Origin of the sequence: Streptomyces sp. A2-16 (assembly GCF_018128905.1) — a bacterium.
GTDB lineage: Bacteria > Actinomycetota > Actinomycetes > Streptomycetales > Streptomycetaceae > Streptomyces.
In genome coordinates this window covers 4,166,320-4,185,595 of sequence record NZ_CP063808.1, presented here as the reverse complement: position 1 = coordinate 4,185,595, position 19,276 = coordinate 4,166,320, and the positions used below count along the sequence as shown (strand labels likewise).

At 68.8% G+C, this 19,276-nt stretch carries 16 protein-coding genes; 11 read left to right on the top strand and 5 right to left on the bottom strand.

Going from position 1 to position 19,276, the window contains the following annotated elements:
• Positions 1-192 precede the first annotated feature (192 nt).
• Positions 193-1,254 carry a LacI family DNA-binding transcriptional regulator gene (locus IOD14_RS18840; protein ID WP_212670841.1) on the bottom strand — a complete coding sequence of 354 codons (1,062 nt, stop codon included), beginning with the start codon at positions 1,252-1,254 and terminating at the stop codon, positions 193-195.
• A gap of 344 nt (positions 1,255-1,598) precedes the next feature.
• On the opposite strand from IOD14_RS18840, the gene IOD14_RS18835 reads away from it, so the two are divergent.
• Positions 1,599-2,888, top strand: a complete 1,290-nt coding sequence (locus tag IOD14_RS18835) for a ferredoxin reductase family protein (RefSeq protein WP_212670840.1) — start codon at positions 1,599-1,601, stop codon at positions 2,886-2,888.
• 180 nt (positions 2,889-3,068) lie between these two features.
• Here IOD14_RS18835 and IOD14_RS18830 read toward each other — a convergent pair whose 3' ends face one another.
• Together IOD14_RS18830 and IOD14_RS18825 are read right to left on the bottom strand one after the other, a co-directional pair.
• Positions 3,069-5,336 (bottom strand): M4 family metallopeptidase, encoded by a 2,268-nt coding sequence (locus IOD14_RS18830; RefSeq protein ID WP_123993318.1) that lies wholly within the window; start codon positions 5,334-5,336, stop codon positions 3,069-3,071.
• A gap of 311 nt (positions 5,337-5,647) precedes the next feature.
• Entirely contained in the window at positions 5,648-6,067 is a 420-nt protein-coding gene (locus tag IOD14_RS18825) for a VOC family protein (protein ID WP_212670839.1), read from the bottom strand.
• 110 nt (positions 6,068-6,177) lie between these two features.
• Here IOD14_RS18825 and IOD14_RS18820 point away from each other — a divergent pair, with 110 nt between their 5' ends.
• A complete protein-coding gene (locus IOD14_RS18820; RefSeq protein WP_212670838.1) occupies positions 6,178-7,152 on the top strand; it encodes a WYL domain-containing protein in 975 nt (324 codons plus the stop codon).
• 430 nt (positions 7,153-7,582) lie between these two features.
• The gene (locus IOD14_RS18815; RefSeq protein WP_212670837.1) at positions 7,583-7,783 is read left to right on the top strand and encodes a hypothetical protein; all 201 of its coding nucleotides are present in this window, start codon (positions 7,583-7,585) and stop codon (positions 7,781-7,783) included.
• A 449-nt stretch (positions 7,784-8,232) separates the two neighbouring features.
• On the opposite strand, the gene IOD14_RS18810 is transcribed toward IOD14_RS18815, so the two are convergent.
• A complete protein-coding gene (locus tag IOD14_RS18810) occupies positions 8,233-9,105 on the bottom strand; it encodes an alpha/beta hydrolase (RefSeq protein WP_123993322.1) in 873 nt (290 codons plus the stop codon).
• 129 nt (positions 9,106-9,234) lie between these two features.
• Here IOD14_RS18810 and IOD14_RS18805 point away from each other — a divergent pair, with 129 nt between their 5' ends.
• Positions 9,235-9,885, top strand: coding sequence for a TetR/AcrR family transcriptional regulator (locus IOD14_RS18805; RefSeq protein WP_212670836.1), 651 nt, complete (start codon positions 9,235-9,237; stop codon positions 9,883-9,885).
• 193 nt (positions 9,886-10,078) lie between these two features.
• On the opposite strand, the gene IOD14_RS18800 is transcribed toward IOD14_RS18805, so the two are convergent.
• Entirely contained in the window at positions 10,079-11,092 is a 1,014-nt protein-coding gene (locus tag IOD14_RS18800; RefSeq protein WP_123993324.1) for an aldo/keto reductase, read from the bottom strand.
• A gap of 149 nt (positions 11,093-11,241) precedes the next feature.
• Between IOD14_RS18800 and IOD14_RS18795 the strand changes: the two genes are divergently transcribed.
• The 7 genes from IOD14_RS18795 (at position 11,242) to IOD14_RS18765 (ending at position 19,002) form a co-directional block, all read left to right on the top strand.
• Complete coding sequence (locus IOD14_RS18795; RefSeq protein ID WP_123993325.1) at positions 11,242-12,159, top strand: helix-turn-helix transcriptional regulator; 918 nt, start codon at positions 11,242-11,244, stop codon at positions 12,157-12,159.
• A 232-nt stretch (positions 12,160-12,391) separates the two neighbouring features.
• Positions 12,392-13,414, top strand: coding sequence for a DUF4331 family protein (locus tag IOD14_RS18790; protein WP_212670835.1), 1,023 nt, complete (start codon positions 12,392-12,394; stop codon positions 13,412-13,414).
• Between the two features lie 123 nt (positions 13,415-13,537).
• Complete coding sequence (locus IOD14_RS18785; RefSeq protein WP_123993327.1) at positions 13,538-14,368, top strand: oxidoreductase; 831 nt, start codon at positions 13,538-13,540, stop codon at positions 14,366-14,368.
• 1,013 nt (positions 14,369-15,381) lie between these two features.
• Entirely contained in the window at positions 15,382-15,948 is a 567-nt protein-coding gene (locus IOD14_RS18780) for a sigma-70 family RNA polymerase sigma factor (RefSeq protein WP_212670834.1), read from the top strand.
• On the top strand, positions 15,945-16,580 hold the full coding sequence (locus IOD14_RS18775) for a hypothetical protein (protein WP_212670833.1): 636 nt from the start codon (positions 15,945-15,947) through the stop codon (positions 16,578-16,580). Before IOD14_RS18780 ends, IOD14_RS18775 begins: the two co-directional genes overlap by 4 nt.
• 105 nt (positions 16,581-16,685) lie before the next feature.
• Positions 16,686-18,266: a beta-propeller fold lactonase family protein gene (locus IOD14_RS18770; RefSeq protein ID WP_212670832.1), complete on the top strand. Its 1,581-nt coding sequence runs from the start codon at positions 16,686-16,688 to the stop codon at positions 18,264-18,266.
• A 16-nt stretch (positions 18,267-18,282) separates the two neighbouring features.
• Positions 18,283-19,002, top strand: a complete 720-nt coding sequence (locus tag IOD14_RS18765) for a DUF1775 domain-containing protein (protein WP_212670831.1) — start codon at positions 18,283-18,285, stop codon at positions 19,000-19,002.
• The last annotated feature ends 274 nt before the right edge of the window (positions 19,003-19,276 follow it).

The window sequence follows — 19,276 nt, the reverse complement described above, 5'->3', positions numbered from 1 at the left end:
CCGCGGGACGCTCCCGCCCACGGGTCGGGGGCTGCCCCGGCGGTGGAGCCGTACCGTGTTCGAACCGGCCATGCGCTCCCCATGGGCCGCCTTCGGGACGGAGGCAAGTCTCGCCGGGTGCACCGGACGGCCGGAGTCAGGAGCTCACCCATGGGCCCGAACCGCATGTCCGACCCCGGTCACCGATCCCGGTCACCGCGCCCGGGCCCGTCGTCGGGGGTCTGTCGCCGGGCGGCGGGTGGAGCGGCGGGGGGTCAGGAGCGGTTGCACGAGGCGGCGGCGGTCCGTGTCGGTGCGGGCGTTGAGGACGGCGATCAGCAGGTCGATGGCCTCCTCCCCCCTCCGGTCCGGGCGGAGGCTGAGCGTGGTGACGGGCGGGGTCGTGGTCGCGTAGTCCGGGTCCTCACTGACGCACGCCACCAGCAGGTCGCGCGGCACCCGAAGACCGTGGCGCCGGGCGGCGGCGAGGATGTTGTGGCCGGAGTCGGAGTAGACGCCGATCACGGCGTCGGGACTCGGCTCGCGGTCGAGGAGCCGTCGGACCGCGTCCTGTTCGGTCGTGAAGTAGTCCGGCATCGAGGCGTACTCCTCCACGAGCACGGGTGTGCGGTGGGCCTCGCACCAGGACCGGTAGGCGTGGGACATCAGCAGCGGGTAGGCGTCGTCGTGCTGGGGCAGGGAGAGCGCGATCCGCCGGGCACCGGACTCCGTGAGATGGTCGAGCAGAAGGGCCAGGCCCGTCTCGTGGTCCGTGTCCACCCAGGCGTCGCACCAGTGCGGTTGGGGCGGCCGCCCTTCGCAGACCATCGGGAGACCGCGCTCGCGCAGGAGGGAACGCACCGGGTCGTCCGCGCGCGGGCCGACGTGGACGACACCGTCCATCGGGGTGTTCAGCCACATCCACGGTGACATCGAGCTCGGCATCACCTGGAGCAGATAGCCACGCCGGTGCGCCTCCGCCATGGCTCCCAGCGTCAGTTGGGCGTAGTACGGGATCTCGGTGTACGGAACGGGCAGGTCGCCGTACGTCGTCATGGTCAGGCCGAGCACTCCGGTGCCGCCGCGGGCCACGGCCCGGGCCGTGCTGGAGGGGGCGTAACCGAGTTCGCCCGCCGCGGCCAGCACCCGCTGTCTGGTGGCCTCGGAAAGCCGTCCGGTGCCGTTGAGCGCGTTCGACACCGTGGCCGTGGACACGCCGGCACGTGCGGCGACGGCATCCAGGGTGGGACGCCGCCACACACGCGAACTCGTCATGCGTACCCCACGTTCCCCAACTGCGCTGTGACGGCTTGCGGTTAAGGCCTTAATCAGCCAGCGTGACCGGCGATGGCGGCGCGGTGCGGCCCGCTGGGTGAGGAGTTAACCAGATGGCAGAGCTCTTCGACGGGCAGTCACCGTGGCGCCGAGCGGCGCCGTCGTCGTCGCCGTCGCGAAACCGGATCGATGTAGTGGCGTCGCTGTAGGCATCTCGTGACCTGAGCAAGACACTCTGTTCCTGCCGGCTCGCCGGGTCGGGCCCTCATGCGTCACTCGGACAAGAAGAGGAAGCGGTGGAAGCGACACAAACACAGGTGCGGCAAGGCACCACATCTCCGGTCATGGCGGCGCGCTGGGCGCTGTGGACGTTCGTCGCCATCAACCTGGTGATCGTCGAGGTCCTGTTCGTCACCGCCGGGTCCGGCAAGAACGGCGTGCTCACCGTCGCCAAGTTCTTCGGCCTGCACGCCGCCGTGCTGATGCTGTTCCAGCTGCTGCTGGTGGCACGGCTGCCGTGGCTCGACCGCCGTATCGGCATGGACCGGTTGACGGTGTGGCACCGATGGGTCGGCTTCACTCTGCTGTGGACCATCCTCACCCACGCCCTGCTGGTGGTGCTGGGCTACGCGAAGCTGGACGACGCGTCGATGACGAAGACGTTCTCCTCGCTGGCCGGGGTGCCGGCCTCCCTGCTCGGCATGTGCGCCGCGGCGATCGTGGTCGTGGTCGCCGCGGTCTCCGCCCGGTTCGTGCGACGGCGGCTGCCCTACGAGGTCTGGCACGGCCTGCACCTGCTGCTGTACGTGGCGTTGGGGCTGGCGTTCGTGCACCAGCTGCAGGAGACCACGACCTTCACTTCCTCCGCGTTTGCGGAGCTGTACTGGTGGGCCCTGTGGCTGTTCGCGTTCGGTGCGCTGGTCACGGGGCGGTTCGTCATGCCCGTGTGGCGCAACGTCTACCACCGCTTCGAGGTGTCGGCGGTGGTCCCGGAGTCCGGGAACGTGGTGTCGGTGCACGTCACCGGCCGCAGGCTCGACAAGCTGCCCGCCCGGGCCGGTCAGTTCTTCATCTGGCGCTTCCCCGGCCACAACAACTGGTGGCTGGCCAATCCGTTCTCGCTGTCGGCGGCCCCGGACGGCCGGACACTGCGCCTGACCGCCAAGGCGGTCGGCAGCACCAGCGCGGGCCTGCGGCACCTGCCGATCGGCGGCCGCGCGTTCATCGAGGGCCCGTACGGCGCCTTCACCTCGCTGCACCGAACGCGGCCCGGCGCCCTGCTGATCGCCGGAGGAGTCGGCATCACGCCGATCCGAGCCATGCTGGAGGAGGAATCGGCCGGAGACGTCATCGTGCTCTACCGGGTGCGCACCGAGAGCGACGCCGTGCTGCTCGACGAGGTGCGCGACCTGGTCGCCGGCCGGGACGGGCGACTCCACCTGCTCACCGGCCACCGGAACGAGGGACCTCCGGTGTTCGAACCGGACAGGCTCCGCGCCCTGGTTCCGGACATAGCCGAACGCGATGTGTACGTGTGCGGCCCGCCCGCGATGACCTCGACCGTCCTCGGCTCCCTGCGGGCCCTGGGGGTGCCCCGAGGGCAGGTGCACGCCGAGCGGTTCGGACTGGCCTGACGCGCGGGGGCCACGGGCCCACGCAGTGACAGGTGGAGCGAGGGACGAGGTCCACGCGGCTCGTCGCCGACGGGATTGCGACGGCGGACCGCTCCGCCCGGACCCCGACGAGCTCGCCATCACGGACCGCGCCGCCCGGCCCCCGAGGGGTCCGGGCGGCGCGGTGCCGCTGCCGGTGTGTCAGGGAGTCAGCTGCCAGCGGGCGATGTATCCGACGTCGATGGACGCCCGGTCCTGGACCCGCAACTTCCAGGTGCCGTTGACCGGTTGGGCGGAGGCGTTGACCGTGAAGGTCTGGTCGACGTTGTCGGCGGAGCCGCCGCTGCGGTTGAGCAGGGAGTACACGGTGCCGTTGGGCCCGACGAGGTCGACGGTGAGGTCACCGCGGTAAGTGTGGACGATGTTGACGTAGACCGTGGTGGTCGCGGAGGCGTTGCCGTCGCGGCCGGTGATGGTCACCGGGGACTCCACGGCGGCCCCGTTGTCGGGGATGTCCACGCGGGTGGTGTTGGCGTAGACGTAGGCGATCTGCCAGGTGAAGGTGTCCGAGGCGCTCGCGCCGGTGCTGTCGGTCACGGTCACGGTGACGTCGCTGGTGCCGAGGGTGGTCGGGGTACCGCTGATCAGCCCGCTCGGGCTGACGGTGAGTCCCTCGGGCAGGCCGGTGACCTCGTAGGTCAGCGGTGAACCCGTGTTGGTGGTGTAGGCGTCCAGCTGGAGGCTCACGACCTGGTTGACGCCGCTGATCTGGTCGGCGACCGGGGCGAGGTTGACGCCGAGGGCGATGCGGTTGCCGACATTGATCCCGGCCCACGCGTCGGCGACGGCGAGGTAGGTCGGGCTGTAGGCGCCGAAGAGGTCGGCGGCGGCCGACAGGGTGGCGGTGCGGGCGCCGGCGTAGTCGGTCGTCGAGGTCATGTACGTCGTCAGGGCGCGGTACCAGATGGCGGCGGCGTTCTCGATGCCGATGCCGGTGACGGGCCGGCCGTCGGAGGTCGGGCTGTCGTAGGAGACCCCGTTGACGGTCTTGGCGCCGCTGCCCTCGGAGAGCAGGTAGAAGAAGTGGTTCGCGGGGCCGGACGAGTAGTGGACGTCGATGCTGCCCAGGGTGGAGCTCCAACTGTCCCTGGAGTCACCGTCCTTGGAGGGCTTGTCCATGTAACGCAGCGGAGTGCCGTCGCCGTTGATGTCGATCTTCTCGCCGACCAGGTAGTCGCCGGGGTCGGCGGCGAGGTTCTCGTGGAACTCGACGGCGGCGGCGAAGATGTCGGAGGTCGCCTCGTTCAGACCGCCGGACTCACCCGAGTAGATCAGCCCTGCGGTGGCTGCGGTGACGCCGTGGCTCATCTCGTGGGCGGCCACGTCGAGCGCGGTCAGCGGGTGGGTGTTGCCCGAGCCGTCGCCGTAGGTCATGCAGAAGCAGGAGTCCTGCCAGAAGGCGTTGACGTAGTTGCTGCCGTAGTGGGCGCGGCTGTAGGCGGCCACGCCGTCGTTGCGGATGCCGTTGCGGCCGTAGGCCTCCTTGTAGAAGTCCCAGGTGGCCGCGGCGCCGAAGGCCACGTCGACACCGGCGGTCTGGCGGTTGGACGGCAGGCCGTTGCCCCAGACATCGTTGTCGTCCGTGAAGAGGGTGCCGGTGCCCGAGGTGCCCTGGTTCAGGTCGTACGTCTTGTGCCCGGCACGGTCGGGGTCGGTGAGCTGGTACGTCGACCCGGACAGGGTGGTGCCCAGCGGGACGGTGCCGACGTACTGGCCGGTGCCCTCGCCGGTGTGGACCTTCTCGGCGGCCAGGAGTTCCTTGCCGGTGGCGGCGTCGGTGACGACCTGGAGTTCGCTGGGCGTGCCGTCCTTCTGGACGCCCTCGACGAGGGTCTCCCAGGCCAGCACGGGCTTGCCGGTGCCGGCCCAGACGACCAGGCGGGCGGTGTTCTCCACCTCTGCGCCCTTGACCTGGTTCTTCCTGGAGGCGGCGAGTGCCTTGTCGGTGGCGCCCCGGGCCGTGACCTTCGCGCTGAGCGAGGGCACCGAGAGCCGCGCAGCGTTCGCCTTGGTGACGGTCGTACGGCCGCGGCTGTCGTGCACGACGAGGTCTCCGCCCAGGACGGGCAGGCCGGCGAAGGTGCGCTCGTAGCGGGTGTGCGTGGCGCCGTCGGCGTCGGTGATGACGTCCTTGACGACGAGTTTCTCCTTGGCGCCGAGGCCGATGCGGCGCGCGGTGTCGGGCGCCGCGGACCGGGCGCTCTTGACCAGGGCGGCGCGGCGGGCGGGGGTCAGGGCGGTCTGGGCCGCGCCGGCCCGCGGGGTGGCGGTGATCTTCGCGGGGCCCGGGTCCTTCGGGGCGGCGCCGGCCAGGCCGGGGGCGGCCAGGCCGAGCAGGGAGCCTATGGCGGTGAGGGCGACGACGGTGGCGCGTCTGCGCCGCCCGAGCGCGCGGTGTGACTGGGACAACGAGTTCTCCTTCGAAACGACGGCCGGCCCGTGGTGGGGGCCGTGGACGAGACGGATCGGCGGGGTACACCGGTCCGGAGCGCTGCACGGCATGCGGGTGGAAGGAGGTGGGGGGTGGTGGGAACGCGGCTGTCTCGCGTACTGAATCTGTGAGGGAACTGTGAATGCCGGGAGAAGAGTGACACCGCGAGGACGTCGTTGTCATGAGTGCATCAAGACAACGGCTTGAATTGACCATGCCAGTCAGGCCAAACCGGCACACTCGGTGCCGGTTTGGCCTGACGTGTTCGCCGTGGCGTGTCGCCGCGGAATCACGACCACGAGGCCGCGACGTCAAGGACCCAGGTGACGCCGAAACGGTCGGTGAGCATGCCGTACAACGGCGCCCACGGTGCGCTCTCCAGGGGCCGTACGACGGTCGAGCCCTCGGCGAGCCTGCCCCACAGGGCGCTGATCTCCTCGGCGTCCTCGCCTCGCACGGAGACGAAGAACGCGTTCTCCCCCAGATTCCAGGGCAGTTGAGAGGGCACGTCGTAGGCCATGACGTGGAACCCGTCGTCGCCGACGACCTCGCCCCACATCACCCAGTCCGCTTCGCGCTCGTTCCCCACGGCTCCCGCGTCCTTGTAGGTGACCACGACGGTCCGTCCGCCGAAGACGGACCGGTAGAAGTCCAGCGCCTCGCGAGCGTCGCCCCGGAAGTTCAGGTGGGTGGTGGTCGTGACGGACATGTTCGTGCTCCTCGCCTCGGTGGTGAGTCGCTCCTGGTGGGCGGCTCATGGGCAACCCTGGCCGAGGTGGCGGACAGGTTGTGTCCTGTACTGCCACGAGAATGGGGCGCATGCAGAAAACCTCCTCCCGGCTGCTCTCGCTGCTCTCACTGCTGCAGACACACCGCGACTGGTCCGGCCGGGATCTCGCCGAGCGTCTCGACATCACCTCGCGCACCGTGCGCCGTGACATCGACCGCCTGCGTGAGCTCGGCTACCTGATCACGACCGTCAAGGGGCCCGGGGGCGGTTACCGGCTGGCTGCCGGCAACCACCTGCCGCCCATGCTGTTCGACGACGACCAGGCGATCGCCCTGGCGGTCGCACTGCAGACCGGGACCGTGGGCACCGCCCTCGCCGACGACGCCGTACGCGCGCTGGCCACCCTTCGCCAGGTCATGCCGCCCCGGCTGCGACACCGCATCGACCTGCTGCGCGTCACCGCGGTCCAGCCGCCCGCCGGCCACGAGGTCCCGCGGACCGACGGTCAGGTCCTGGTGGAGGTCAGCCGCGCCATCCACGCCCGTGAGGAACTGCGCTTCGACCACATGCCGGGTTCGGGCACCTCGGCCGATGCCCCTCGCCGTGTGCAGCCCCATCATCTGGTGACCTGGCGCCACCGCTGGTACCTCGTGGCCTGGGACCTCGACCGCGCGGACTGGCGCACCTTCCGCGTCGACCGCATCCGGCCCCGCACACCCACCGGGCCCCGCTTCGCCCCGCGTGAACTCCCCGGCGGCGACGTCGCGGCCTTCGTCACCAGCCGGTTCCGCGGCAACGACGGCACCCGTGCACGGTGGCCCTGCGAGGGCGAGGTCATCCTGCACCTCCCGGCCGCCGACGTCGCCCCCTTCGCCGAGGACGGAGTCGTCCAGGAACTCGGCCCCCACCACTGCCGGCTCACGCTCGGCTCCTGGTCGTGGACCGGGCTCGCCGCCGCCGTCGCCCGCTTCGACACCGACATCGAGGTCGTGGGACCACCCCGACTGGCCTCGGCGTTCGCCGAACTCTCGGCCCGGTGCGCCCGTGCCGCGAAGGTCGCTTGAGCACGCTTCATGGACAGGGTTTTGATCTTGTCCATTCGTCCGTTGCCAGCGCTTGTGAATCCTCCACAGGGCTGGGCGTCCCAGCTGCAGAACGAGGTCTCCAAGAGTGCTGTCACTCTCCCGTACGCGCTGCGACATGGCAGCGGTCATGGGAGCCTCGGGAGGCGCGTGGAAGCGTCCCGCCCTGGGCAACGGGGCGTCGTGAGCCACTGTCAGTCCTCGTAGTCCGCCAACTACTGCATATCTAGATCTATTTGCCCCTCCAAGGGGTCAGCGCAAGCATCCCGGCCACACGTAACACACTGAGCGGAACCAGATGAAACGCACCATTGGCCAGTCCATCGCCGCGACCTTCGCAGTCGCCGGGTTTCTGGTCTGGAACCACACCGGGACCTTCTTCGACGAGCCGCAAGTCTGATACGTCGCCCGGGTGGAGAGCCCGGGATACAGCAACGCCTCCGTCGCTCTGGACGGTCGCGCCCTCGTGAAGGTCACCAACAGCACCCACGGCACCGTGGCCGGTGGCATTACTCAGCAGGTCGTCCTGTGCGACGCGAAGGGAAGCATGGTGGGCGGCGACACCGGTTCCTCCGACAACGTCCCCGACAACTCGCCGCCCGACATGAACTAACGCGAGGCGTGGACGGGCATTCCTGCTGTGGCCAAGACTGTCCGTGCCGTGTACATGGTGTGGTCGGCCGAACCGTCGCAGCGTCCGTCGCCAACGACGGGGAGCTACTGGACGCCCGGACGTCGCGAGGGAGATCCACGTGCGCGAGTGTGGTGACGACGTCGCCAGAATCACAACAAACGTACCGCCAACTGGAGTTGCAAGGTCCCACCCCTTCGACCCGGGGCACCGTCCAACGGCTGGCGCACATTCGGTACCTGTACCGCGACGGCATCGAGCAGAGCAGTCGGCCGGCCCTGCTCCACTCGCGCGCCCATCACCTCCTTCCACGACGCCGTCGAGAATTCAGTGCGCATTCGGCGACAGGGATCGTCCTCCCTCGCGGCGCATGCTGCGGCCGGCAGTCGCCCGTTGTCGTCTCGCGGATCAACGGGTCGCACGGTGTGGGGTCAGAGGGCGGTCTCAAGATCGTGAGCGAACCAGCGCCTGGTGAGATCAATGGTCTCGCGCAGATGATCGGTGAAAAGCTCGAAGTGGGTCTGCGGGATCTCGACCACCTCAAGCTGCCCGATAGGGCTGAGGGCGCGGCGCGCTGCGGGCGCCGGGGTGATGGCGTCGTCCGTCGCAAGGACAGCGTGGACGGGGCAGGCGATGAAGTCGAGGTTGTCTGCCGGATGGTAGTTGGCGAGGTTCCACAGCGAGGCGAGGGTGACCTCGTTGCGGTAGGTGGGGGCGTCGGCGGTCATCCGTTCCATCCACTCCCAGGCGCCGTCACTGGTCATCGCGGCAACCTCACCGGGTTTGCCCGTAGTGGCGATCATGGCGGGCTGCTCACCCGCTGCCTGGCGGCGGGCGGCGTCCTCGAACATGTCGAGGACGCTGGGGTCCAGTCCGGAGGAGTCGAAGCCGGTGAAGGGGATCAGGGCGACGACGGAGCGTACCCGCGTGTCGGAAGCCGCGAGGGCGAGGGCGTGGCCGCCGGACATGCTGGTGCCGAAGACTCCGAGGCGGCTGCGGTCGATATCGGGTCGGCCGGTGAGGTAGTCGAGCGCATGACGGTAGGCACGCTGCTGGGCGTCCAGATCCATGTGCTGGCGGGGCTCACCCTCGCTGCTCCCAAAGCATGCGTAGTCGAAGACCAGGACAGCGATGCCGGCTTCGTTCAGGGCTGCCGCGTAGGGGGGCATGAGCATTTCCTTGACCCCGCCGAAACCGGCGGCCATCACCACCGCCGGTACGGGCGTGCTGGTGCTGTCGGGCAGGTAGAGATCAGCCGCCAGTTGCAGGCTGTCGGAGGCAAAAGTAACGGGCATGAAGGCCATCGCATGCTCCTGGCGCGAGGGCGGGCACACTGGCCCGCCAGTGGATCAGTGGATCCTTCCACCATAACTGAACCTGAGTTCAGGTTCAGTTAAAGTAACGGAGTGGCTATGAGAGGACGCGGGCAGCAGATGGAACAGCCCGAGCAGCGTGAACCCCAGCAGGAACGCAGCCGCGTCACGCAGCGCAAGATCTTGGACGCCGCAGGGCAGGTGCTGGGCGAAACCGGGTGGGACGGGCTGGTGATCTCGAAGGTGGCGGCAACTGCCGGCGTGTCGGTGGGATCGGTCTACGAACGCTTCACGGACAAGGGCGGTCTGGTGCGCGCCGTCCAGCACGATGTTCTGGACGCCGTGGACAAGGACCTGCGTGGCGCCTTCGCCCGCCTGGAGCGTGCGGAGCAGATTCCCGTGGCGGATCTGATTGCCGTGGCGGTGGTTGCGCTGGCGGAACAGCTGGCCCGGCACAGGACGGTCATGGGGCCGCTGATTCTGCGTGCGGCAACCGACGCGTCCTTGCGTGAACGCGGCAACGCCACCAGCGCACTGGCCGAGGAACTGTTCACCTCCCTGCTGGTGGCCCGGGCCCACGAACTTTCCTGCTCCGACCCGGCGACCGCCGTGCCCGTGATCTTTCGGACGGTGTTCAGCACCGCTATGTGGCAGGTGATGTTCGGCTCCGAAACGGGCCTGCAGCACGAAATCTCCGAGGAGCGACTGCTCCGAGAACTGATCAGTATGTGCCAGCTGTACCTGTTGAGTCCCGATGGCGGGCGGAAGTGATGCATCGTCATCGACGGGCAGCGTCCACCTGGCTCAGGGGGCATGGCCTGCTCAACGCTGTCAGCCATTGCAGCAGGCGACGGCGACGATTGTCCGGTCGGCGTGCGGGAGCGGTCATGCCTCGAACTGCCGTGCAGGTGCCTGCCCTTGTGCCGTGCGCGCGGCAGGCGTTCTGCCGCGCCCACGGGGTGGGTCAGCGCCGACGCAGCCGCTTGTCGGCGAGGGCCGGGATGGTGGCGTCGAAGTTGTCGGCGGGGTTGAGATCGGTGCCGGGTTCCACGATTTCGTCGATGCGGTCCAGAACCGCTTCGTCGAGGACGACGTCGGCGCCGGCGAGCAGGTCGTCGAGCTGTTCGAGCGTACGCGGCCCGATCAGTACGGCGCTGACCGCCGGGTGGGACCGGACGAAGCCCAGCGCCAGGTGCGTCATCGGTACGCCCATAGCGTCGGCGAGTTCACGCAACTGACGTGCGGCAAGCACCTTGGCCTGATTGGCGGGGCTGGCGAGATCGAAGGCGTGCTTCTCCATCTCCGCACGCTGCCCGCCTGTCGGATCGGTGCGGCCGGCCAGCCAGCCGCTGGCCAGTGGTGCGTAGGTGAGCGCGCCCATCCCGAATGACTGCAGGGTGGGGAACACGTGTGTCTCCGGGCGGCGGTTGAAGATGGAGTAGCGGGGCTGCTCGCTGACGAAGCGCCGACTCGCGCTGCGCGCGGCGGCCCACTGGGACGCAACGATCAGCTCCGCAGGAAAGGTGGAGGAGCCGATGGCACGGATCTTCCCCTCCCGCACCAGGTCCGTCAGGACGCTGAGAGTCTCCTCCGGATCTGTCCGGTAGTCCGGCCGGTGCATCTGGTAGAGGTCGATGTAGTCGGTGCCGAGGCGCCGCAGACTGTCCTCGACAGCGCGCCTGACCCAGCGCGCCGACCCGCCGGCCTGGTTGGGGTGCTCGCCCATCGGCAGGCCGAACTTCGTGGCCAGAATGACCTCGTCGCGCCGCCCGGCGATGGCCAGACCCACGACCCGTTCGGATTCGCCCCGGCTGTAGACGTCCGCGGTGTCGATCAGGTTGACTCCGGCGTCCAGGGCCCGGTGGACCATGGCCACCGCCTGGTCGTCGCTCGGGCCACCGGGGAAGCCGAAGTTCATCGCTCCGAACGCGATGTCGCTCACCACGATGCCCGATCCGCCCAAAGTGCGCTGTTCCATGATCACTCCGTAGGTTGCTGCTGGGACCCCCTTTCCGAGAGAACACTGCAGTTGCCTCGGGCGGAACGCACAGCTGTGGCCCGCCACGGCCTGAGGGGGGACAAACTGACCCCCCTCAAGCGTCTACCAGGGTCGTTAACCTGGGATGCATGAACGAACCTGCCGCCGACGGACTGGGGGCTTTCCTGCGCACCCGCCGCGCCCGCATTTCGCCGCAGGATGTCGGGCTGCCGCCGTCGGTGGGCATCCGCCGGGTACCGGGGCTGCGCCGCGAGGAAGTCGCCCTGCTCGCCGGTGTCAGCGCCGAGTACTACGAGCGGCTGGAACGAGGCCGCAGAAAGAGCGCGTCCGTATCGGTGCTCGACGCCATCGCCCGGGTGCTGCAGCTGGATGCGGCCGAACGGGACCACCTCCACGCCCTTGCCAGTCCCCAGGGGTCCAGACGGCCTCGCACGGCTTCCGTGCGCCTGCGGCCTGGGCTGCGCCGGGCTCTGGATTCGGTCACCGACGTTCCGGCACTGGTCCTCGGACCGCGCCACGACCTCATCGCCATCAACGATCTCGGAGGCGCGTTCTACGCGGGACTGGACCTCCTGCCCCCGGAGCAGCGGAACATGGTCCGCTATCTGTTCACCGTCGATGCGGCCCGCGACCTGTACGACGACTGGGAAGCCACCGCGCGCTCGGTGGTCGCCGAACTGCGCCGATACGCCGGCACCCACCCCCATGATCCAAAACTCACCGACCTCGTCGGCGACCTGGCCGTGCGTGACCGAGACTTTCGTCGCTGGTGGGCCGACCACGACGTGTACCGGCGCGACTACGGCAGCAAGCGGTACCACCACCCCCTCGTCGGTGACCTGGAACTCGGCTACGAGGCGATGACACCGGTTGGCGACCCCGACCTGACATTCGGGACGCACACCGTCGAGGCCCACTCGCCCTCCGCCGGGGCGCTGGCACTCCTGTCGAGCTGGTCGGCCTCATCCAGGCACGACAGCAGCGCCGACAGCGCAAACACGGCCGCTGCAGATGCCGCCACCATCGACCCCGGGGCAACCGCGTAGCCAACCGGTCACCATTCGCTGTCCGTGCCGGAGCATGCGACAGCAGATCATCGAACGGCGGTCGGCCGGAATCGTACCGACGAATACCACCTACCCAGAGCCTGTGTTGCGGGCTGCCCAAAAGGCCCGTCGGCGTCTGCTGACCTGAAGTCCGGCACGCGCTCCACGCCTCGCAGTCGTCCGGCGCAACCGGACTCCATACAACGCAAATCGCGACGAGAAGGGATCCGTCATGTCTCATCACCTCGACACCCCGCTGGCGGCGCAGAACGGCCAGCTGTTCATCGACGACCTCTACGTCTTCCCCGGCGAGGACAGCACGGTGTTCGTCATGGACGTGAACTCCAACATCACCGGGGTATACGCCGAGCCGGGCTTCCATCACGAGGCACGCTACGAGATCAAGATGCATTTCGACGGCGCCGACCAGGAGACGCTGACCTTCCGGTTTTCCTTCGGCGAACCCGACCCGAACGGTCGGCAGCCGCTGCGCCTGCACTCCCTGACCGATGGGAACGCCCAAGGTGACGACGCCGACGGCGAGTTGGTGCTGGAAGGCCGGACCGGCGAGATGGCCGAAGCAGGCGGCATCCGCGCCTGGGCCGGGCGGGTCCAGGAAGCCTTCTACGTCGACCTGTCCTTGCTTGCCGCCGTCAACGGCGCCGTAAGGAAGGGCACCGCGGTGGACCTGTCGTCCTGGAACCTCCAGGAGGCACAGAACTCCTTCGCCGGTACGACGGTGGAGGCGATCGTCCTCGAAGTCCCCCACACGCATGACCGATTGCGGCCCGGGGCCCGTACCGGAGTGTGGTGCGCTACCAAGCTGGCCACCGACGCCGGGGGCTGGCGGCAGATCAACCGGGCCGGCTACCCGATGATGTGGCCGATCTTCTGGCCCGACGACACAGATTTCTCGAACCCCGCCAATACCCGCCACCCGTCCCAGGACATCGCCGCCGACGGCCGGGCAATCGCCGATCAGATCGCCACCATGATCGCGGCCACCGGTACCTCGGCCGACCCCGCGGGTTACGGGCAGAGTGTCGCCGCACAGCTGCTTCCGGACGTCCTCCCCTATGTGATCGGCACCCCCGCCTCCTTCGGCTTCGCCGCCCGCAACGGCCGGACCCGCGCGGACAACGCACCCGAGGTGATGATGTCCCTGGTCACCAACATGCCTGTGCCCAGCGGCCTCTCGCCGGCCACCACCAAGGCCCAGCAGAACGACCAGTTCCCCTACGTCGTACCGCAGTGAGCACGAGACCCGCGACGCTGCACGGAAGCCGGTGGCGCGGAAGCCGTCCAGAAACCAACACCTATGCCGCAATACCTGCGGGCTGTAACCGCGGCCTGCGTCTCACCCCTGAGGAGTCATTCAATGAGCGTGTGGTTTGTAACGGGCTCGTCCCGCGGCCTGGGCGCGGAAATCGTGCGCGCCGCCCTGGAGAAGGGGCACCAGGTCGTGGCCACTGCCCGCAGCGCGGACGCGGTGCTCGGCCAGTTCCCCGACGCCGGCGACAGGCTGCTGGCGCTGCGGCTCGACGTGACGGACCCTGCCGGGATCGCCACGGCGGTGGCAACCGCCGTGGCGCGGTTCGGGGGCATTGACGTGTTGGTCAACAACGCGGGCCGCGGGCTGCTGTGCGCGGTGGAAGAGGCCGACGACGACGCAGTCCGCGCCGTGTACGAAACCAACGTCTTTGGGCTGCTGGCCGTCCAGCGTGCCGTCCTGCCCCTCTTGCGCAGGCAGCGCTCTGGGCATGTCATCAACATGAGCTCGATCGCGGCCTTCGGCGGCCTGGCCGGCTGGGGTGTCTACGCATCGACCAAGTACGCCGTCGAGGGCTTCAGCGAGGCGCTCCACGCCGAACTTGCCCCGCTCGGCGTCCACGTGACGCTCGTCGAGCCCGGCTACTTCCGCACAGACTTCCTTGAGCCGAGCAGCCTGCACACGGTCGAAGAGCCGATCGACGACTACGCGGCCACCTCCGGCGCGATGCGCCAGGCGGTCCCCAGCATCAACCAGACCCAGCAGGGCGACCCGGTCAAGGGCGCCCGCCTGATCGTCGAGATGGCTTCCAGTGCCGAGCCCCCGCTGCGCCTGCAACTCGGCTCCGACACGATCCAAGCGGCGGAAGCCAAGTTGGACGGCGTCCGTAAGGAAATGGACGCCTGGCGCCACATCGCGGTCACCAGCGACTTCAACTGACTCGTCGGCAGTGTGCGACTTCTACTGCTGGTGCGGCACATCCTCCTCGGGACCCGGAGTGAAGCCGTTGCTGTCTCCCGAGGAGCGTGCGGAGTTGGATCGGCGGGCGTACCGGGCGACGGTCCAGGCCCTGGCTCCGCGGGCCCGTAATGATCCTGTACCGGCCCCGAGGCATCGCCGCTCTTGGCGCGCACGGGATCTTCGGGTGGCCTCCGATGCGGTCGCCAGGCGGCGGCTGCTTCTCGTCCAGTGGCTGGAGGGGCCGACTGATGGGCCCGGACTGCCGGCCACCATCAGGGCACCACGCTGGAAGAGCTGCGAAGAGCGCCACTCGCCGGTCGCGGAGATCAATCATCGCCGGCTTGGGCCCCAACCGGCCGGAGGGTGCGGTGATGCTCCGGGTGGGCGAGAAGTCACAGCACCGAGCCCGGGACCGCGCAGCCTCCACTGCTGATGGGCCCGCCGGGAACACGGAGAGCACGCTCCAGCACTCGAAGCCCAGAGCTCTGGGCAGGACCGAGCCCGGACCACGGGTGGTCCGCCCGCGAAGCGTTCCATGGCCTGCGGCTGCATACCTTTCCTGACGGCCCCGTCCCGTCTGTCGGCCCGCCGTCCTGCGCGAACGCCTCCTCGTCACCGCCCAGCCCTGCGACCTGGTGCCAGGTACACCTCGGGCGCAACGGCTCGGGCGTGATCGACAAGGAGCCCGGTGCGATGATGGCCGTGACGATCCGCACGATCGTCTCAGCTCACCACCAACCTCGTGCTCACCCGGCAGGATGCCCGCCGACGTGCTGGGCGGCCAGTTTTCGGATCCAGTCCACCAACCCGCTGGAACGGCCTCAGATCGAACAGCCGCTCACCGAGACAACCCCAGAAAGTATGACCCAGGCCACAGTAGAGGCTGTCAACACTGTCCGCCTTGCCTGCGTATCCCCCCGCGCAATCACGCCTGGTGAGATCGGAGGATGCCGGATGAACGCGTGGCCTGATGGGAACGGCACGTACCCGTAGTGGGCGTCCGAATGTGGCGCGTACGGCGGAAGAAGGCCGAAGACGCGTCATTGGGGAGCGAGGCCGGGATGCGGGCCGCCTACAGCGAGTACGGCGGAGAGCTCCTGGGTTTCGCCTGCAACCAGCTCGGTGACCCGCAGCTGGCGGAGGAGGTCGTGCAGGAGGTGTTCCTGCGGGCCTGGCGCGCTTCGGATTCCTTCGACAGCAGGCGGGGCAGTCTGCGGACCTGGTTGTACGCGATTGCGCGCAACGCGGTCGTGGACGCGCGCCGGCGGCGTGGGATCAGGCCGGCCGTGGCTCATGCGGAGGAAGCTGAGCGGGACGCGAGGGCCACGGAGGCCGACCCGTACGACCAGTTGCTTGCGCGCATAGAACTGCGTGAAGCGCTGGACCGGCTGAGCCCCGAGCACCGAGAAGTGATCATCGAGGTGTACTTCCTGGGCAGGACCTGCGCCGACCTGGCCGACGAGCTGGGTATCCCGGCTTCCAGCACTCGTAGCCGCCTCTACCACGGTATCCGTGCGCTGCGCGGCATTCTCGACCAGAACGGATGGCTGGCGCCATGAACGACTTCTGCACTGCGATCCGCGAGGAGGTCACCGAACTCCTGCTGTTGGGCAAGCCGTTGCCCGCTCCGCTGGCCCGCCACGTGGCATCGTGCGAGGGGTGCTCCGAAGAAGCGGAAGGAGTGCGCCGGGTGGTGCGGACCTTTGAGCGTGCGGACTCCCTCCGTGTACCGTCCGCCCTTCCCGACGCCGGCCGGACATCAGCCGGGGTCCCGTCGCGGAAGCGGGTGCCTATCAGTCGCCGGATGGCTGCCGGAGTCTCGTCCCTGGTGCTGGCGGCGTGCGCAGCTTTTGTGACGATCGTGGCGACCTCCGGCAATGACAGCCACACGTCCGTCGCCGCGATTCAAGTCGCCCAGGACGGTGAGATGATCGCGCACCCCTGGGGCACCGAGATCCCGGTGTCGCTGTCCGGGATGCGGGACGGCACCACCTATCGGTTCATGACAGGCAACGCTCGTGGTGATCGGGTGCAGGCCGGCAGCGTGCAGCCGAGTGGGCAGAGCGACGGTCCCATGCGCGTTCACCTGACCACGGCCATGCGCAAGGACACCATCACCATGGTGTACGTCCAGGACGCTGACGGGCAGTTCGTCGCCCAGGCCGCAGTGGGACCACACCGCAGCTCCTGACACGGGGGCAGTCCCCCCGTAATCGACCACCCGAATCAGGGCCGGCAACATGCCTGGCCCCTCCTCGACGCGCCCAATGGGCGCACCTTATATGGAGGTTTGTACGTGATTTCGATCAAAAGGGCTGCGCGTGCCACCGCGGTGCTCACCGGCATCGGTGCCGCAGCCCTCGGAGCGGTGAGCATCGCCCAGGCCGACACGCCCACGACCTCCGGTCGGCACAGCGGAGTGACGGCCACCGCTGGTGACGGCACATCGGTGGCCGTGCCGATTTCGGGCCGCGACCGCGTCTACACCGCGGACCAGACCTCCAACACGGTCACGGTCATCGACCCCTCCACCAACAAGACGCTCGGCACGATCGCCCTCGGTGCACAGCGTCTGGGCGCAACGCTCAGCCCGCAGTACACCGACAACGTCGGCGTGCACGGTCTGGCCTTCTCCCGTGACGACAAGCGCCTGGGCGTCGTGAGCGTCACCAGCAATACGGTCGACATCATCGACACCGCCACCAACAAGGTGATCAACGAGACCGACGTCGGCCGTGCCTCGCACGAGGGCACCTTCACCGCAGACGGCAAGCAGTTCTGGGTCGCCGACCGCGGCCGGGACACCGTCACCGTCGTCGACGCCGTGCACGGCGGTGTGATGAGGAACATCAATGTCGGCCCCGGGCCCTCCAAGGTCGTCCTCAGCCCCGACGGCAGGACCGCCTATATCAACCACATCAGCGCGGCCGAGCTCACCGTTGTTGACGTGCGCACCCACAAGGTCCTCTACAACATCAAGGGCCTCGGCGACACCTTCTCCTCCGACGAGGCGATCTCACCCGACGGCACGGAGCTGTGGGCCGCGCACAAGCGCGTCGGCCTGACCAGCGTCATCGACCTCGAGCACCGCAAGGTCGCGGCCGTGCTGAAGACCGGTCCGGACACCAACCACCCCAACTTCGCCAACACGAAGAACGGCTCGTTCGCCTATCTGACCGTGGGCGGCCTCGACCAGACGCTCGTCTACCGCCGCAAGCCCGGCGGCACGCCCGAACTGGTGACCCGCATCCACGACACCGGCCACGCACCGCACGGCCTGTGGCCCAGCGGGGACGGCAGCCGCATGTATGTGGGCATGGAGAAGTCCGACGCCGTCGACGTCATCGACACCGCCACCAACAAGGTCATCGACACGGTCGGCGTCGGCCAGGAACCTCAGGCCCTGGTGTACGTGCCCAACGCGGCACCCGCAGGATCCGCTGCCAACCTCGGCCGTCAGGGGCTGGGGGAGGCACCCCGCAACGTGCCCACCACCCTGCCTGATGGCACGGCGGGCGAGACCATGCGCCCCGGTGACAAGGGCCGCCAGCTGGAAGCCACCATCCGCCCCGTGAGCGGGCTCGACATGATTCAGCTCCAGGCCCGCGGCCTTCAGCCGACCACCACCTACCAGGCCTACTCCGTCCAGACGGACGGCAGCAAGATCCGCCTCCTGTCGTTCACCACGGACTCCGCGGGCAACGCCCCCCAGATCCTGGCCTTCGCCGACTTCACCGGCGTGAGCGTCTCCATCACCGCCCAGGGCAAGGCCACCGCACAGACACTGGCTCGGATGTCGTCCGCGGTCGCTTCCATGCACCCCGGCTCGGACAGCACCGTCGAGGCTGCCGATCTTCTGTACTGCGACTGCTGCTGAAAGGCCTCACGCCACCATGACACGCTCACCTCGCATCCGCTCCAGGCGGCGCGCACACCGGGCGGCGGCAGTGCTGGCAACTGCCGCGGGAGCACTGTTCCTCGTGGCGGGGCCGGCCTCGGCACACGTGCGGGTTTTCGCCGACGGCGCCAAGGAGGGAAGCCCGGCCACCCTCCGGTTCCGAGTGCCCTCCGAGGAAGCGGACGCCACCACCGTCCGCGTCGACGTCACCCTCCCCAAGGGAGTCACGTCCACCGGCATTCCACCGGCCTCCGGCTGGACTCGGAAGGAGATTCCCTCTCCTTCCGGCGGAACGACCCAGGTCATGTGGACAGCCACAGCGGGCCACGAGATCAAACCCGATGAACACCGCTACTTCGACGTACAGGTGGGGCCGCTCCCGAAGAAGGCCAGTATCGCCTTCGATGTGGCCCAGACCTACTCGGACGGGTCGATCGTGAACTGGAACGAGCGTCAGACAGGCACCAAGATGCCGGACTTCCCTGCCCCCGTACTCGTCCTGGACGCGGCCGCCGCCAAGGCCGAGGAGATCCACCAGCAAGCCACCGCGCAGCCGACGCCGACTACCGCGGCATCCCCTGCAGCAGTGGCAGCCATTCAAGAACAAGCCGCAGGCGGGGTGTCGTGGCTCCCGTGGACTGTCGCCGGTGCCGCCGTCCTGGGCGCAGGCGCCGTGGTCGTCAAACGGCGCAGGACGCCTTCCCGCAGAGCATGAGAACAACAGTCGCGAGGAACTGACCGCGCCAAGAGTGGAGGGGCAGGGGCCAACACCCCTGCCCCTCCACTTCGTAGGCGCCTGTCCCCGCGCCGCTGCCCACACCAGCGGGGTACAGCCACGACCGTGAATGTGAGGACACGCACCATGCCCCTGTGGTCAGTAACCTTCCGCACTCACCTTCTTGACGGCGACACCCCTGTCCATGGCACACAGACCTGGGTCCTGGATGCCGCCTGCCGCCGCGATGCCCTCCTCATCGCGGCCGCCCGCA

What these genes read in the sequence shown, in the direction of transcription:
- IOD14_RS18840 (WP_212670841.1), bottom strand. Translation starts at nt 1,254, where the DNA reads ATGACGAGTTCGCGTGTGTGGCGGCGTCCCACCCTGGATGCCGTCGCC.
- IOD14_RS18835 (WP_212670840.1), top strand. Translation starts at nt 1,599, where the DNA reads ATGGCGGCGCGCTGGGCGCTGTGGACGTTCGTCGCCATCAACCTGGTG.
- IOD14_RS18825 (WP_212670839.1), bottom strand. Translation starts at nt 6,067, where the DNA reads ATGTCCGTCACGACCACCACCCACCTGAACTTCCGGGGCGACGCTCGC.
- IOD14_RS18820 (WP_212670838.1), top strand. Translation starts at nt 6,178, where the DNA reads ATGCAGAAAACCTCCTCCCGGCTGCTCTCGCTGCTCTCACTGCTGCAG.
- IOD14_RS18810 (WP_123993322.1), bottom strand. Translation starts at nt 9,105, where the DNA reads ATGGCCTTCATGCCCGTTACTTTTGCCTCCGACAGCCTGCAACTGGCG.
- IOD14_RS18805 (WP_212670836.1), top strand. Translation starts at nt 9,235, where the DNA reads ATGGAACAGCCCGAGCAGCGTGAACCCCAGCAGGAACGCAGCCGCGTC.
- IOD14_RS18800 (WP_123993324.1), bottom strand. Translation starts at nt 11,092, where the DNA reads ATGGAACAGCGCACTTTGGGCGGATCGGGCATCGTGGTGAGCGACATC.
- IOD14_RS18795 (WP_123993325.1), top strand. Translation starts at nt 11,242, where the DNA reads ATGAACGAACCTGCCGCCGACGGACTGGGGGCTTTCCTGCGCACCCGC.
- IOD14_RS18790 (WP_212670835.1), top strand. Translation starts at nt 12,392, where the DNA reads ATGTCTCATCACCTCGACACCCCGCTGGCGGCGCAGAACGGCCAGCTG.
- IOD14_RS18785 (WP_123993327.1), top strand. Translation starts at nt 13,538, where the DNA reads ATGAGCGTGTGGTTTGTAACGGGCTCGTCCCGCGGCCTGGGCGCGGAA.
- IOD14_RS18775 (WP_212670833.1), top strand. Translation starts at nt 15,945, where the DNA reads ATGAACGACTTCTGCACTGCGATCCGCGAGGAGGTCACCGAACTCCTG.
- IOD14_RS18765 (WP_212670831.1), top strand. Translation starts at nt 18,283, where the DNA reads ATGACACGCTCACCTCGCATCCGCTCCAGGCGGCGCGCACACCGGGCG.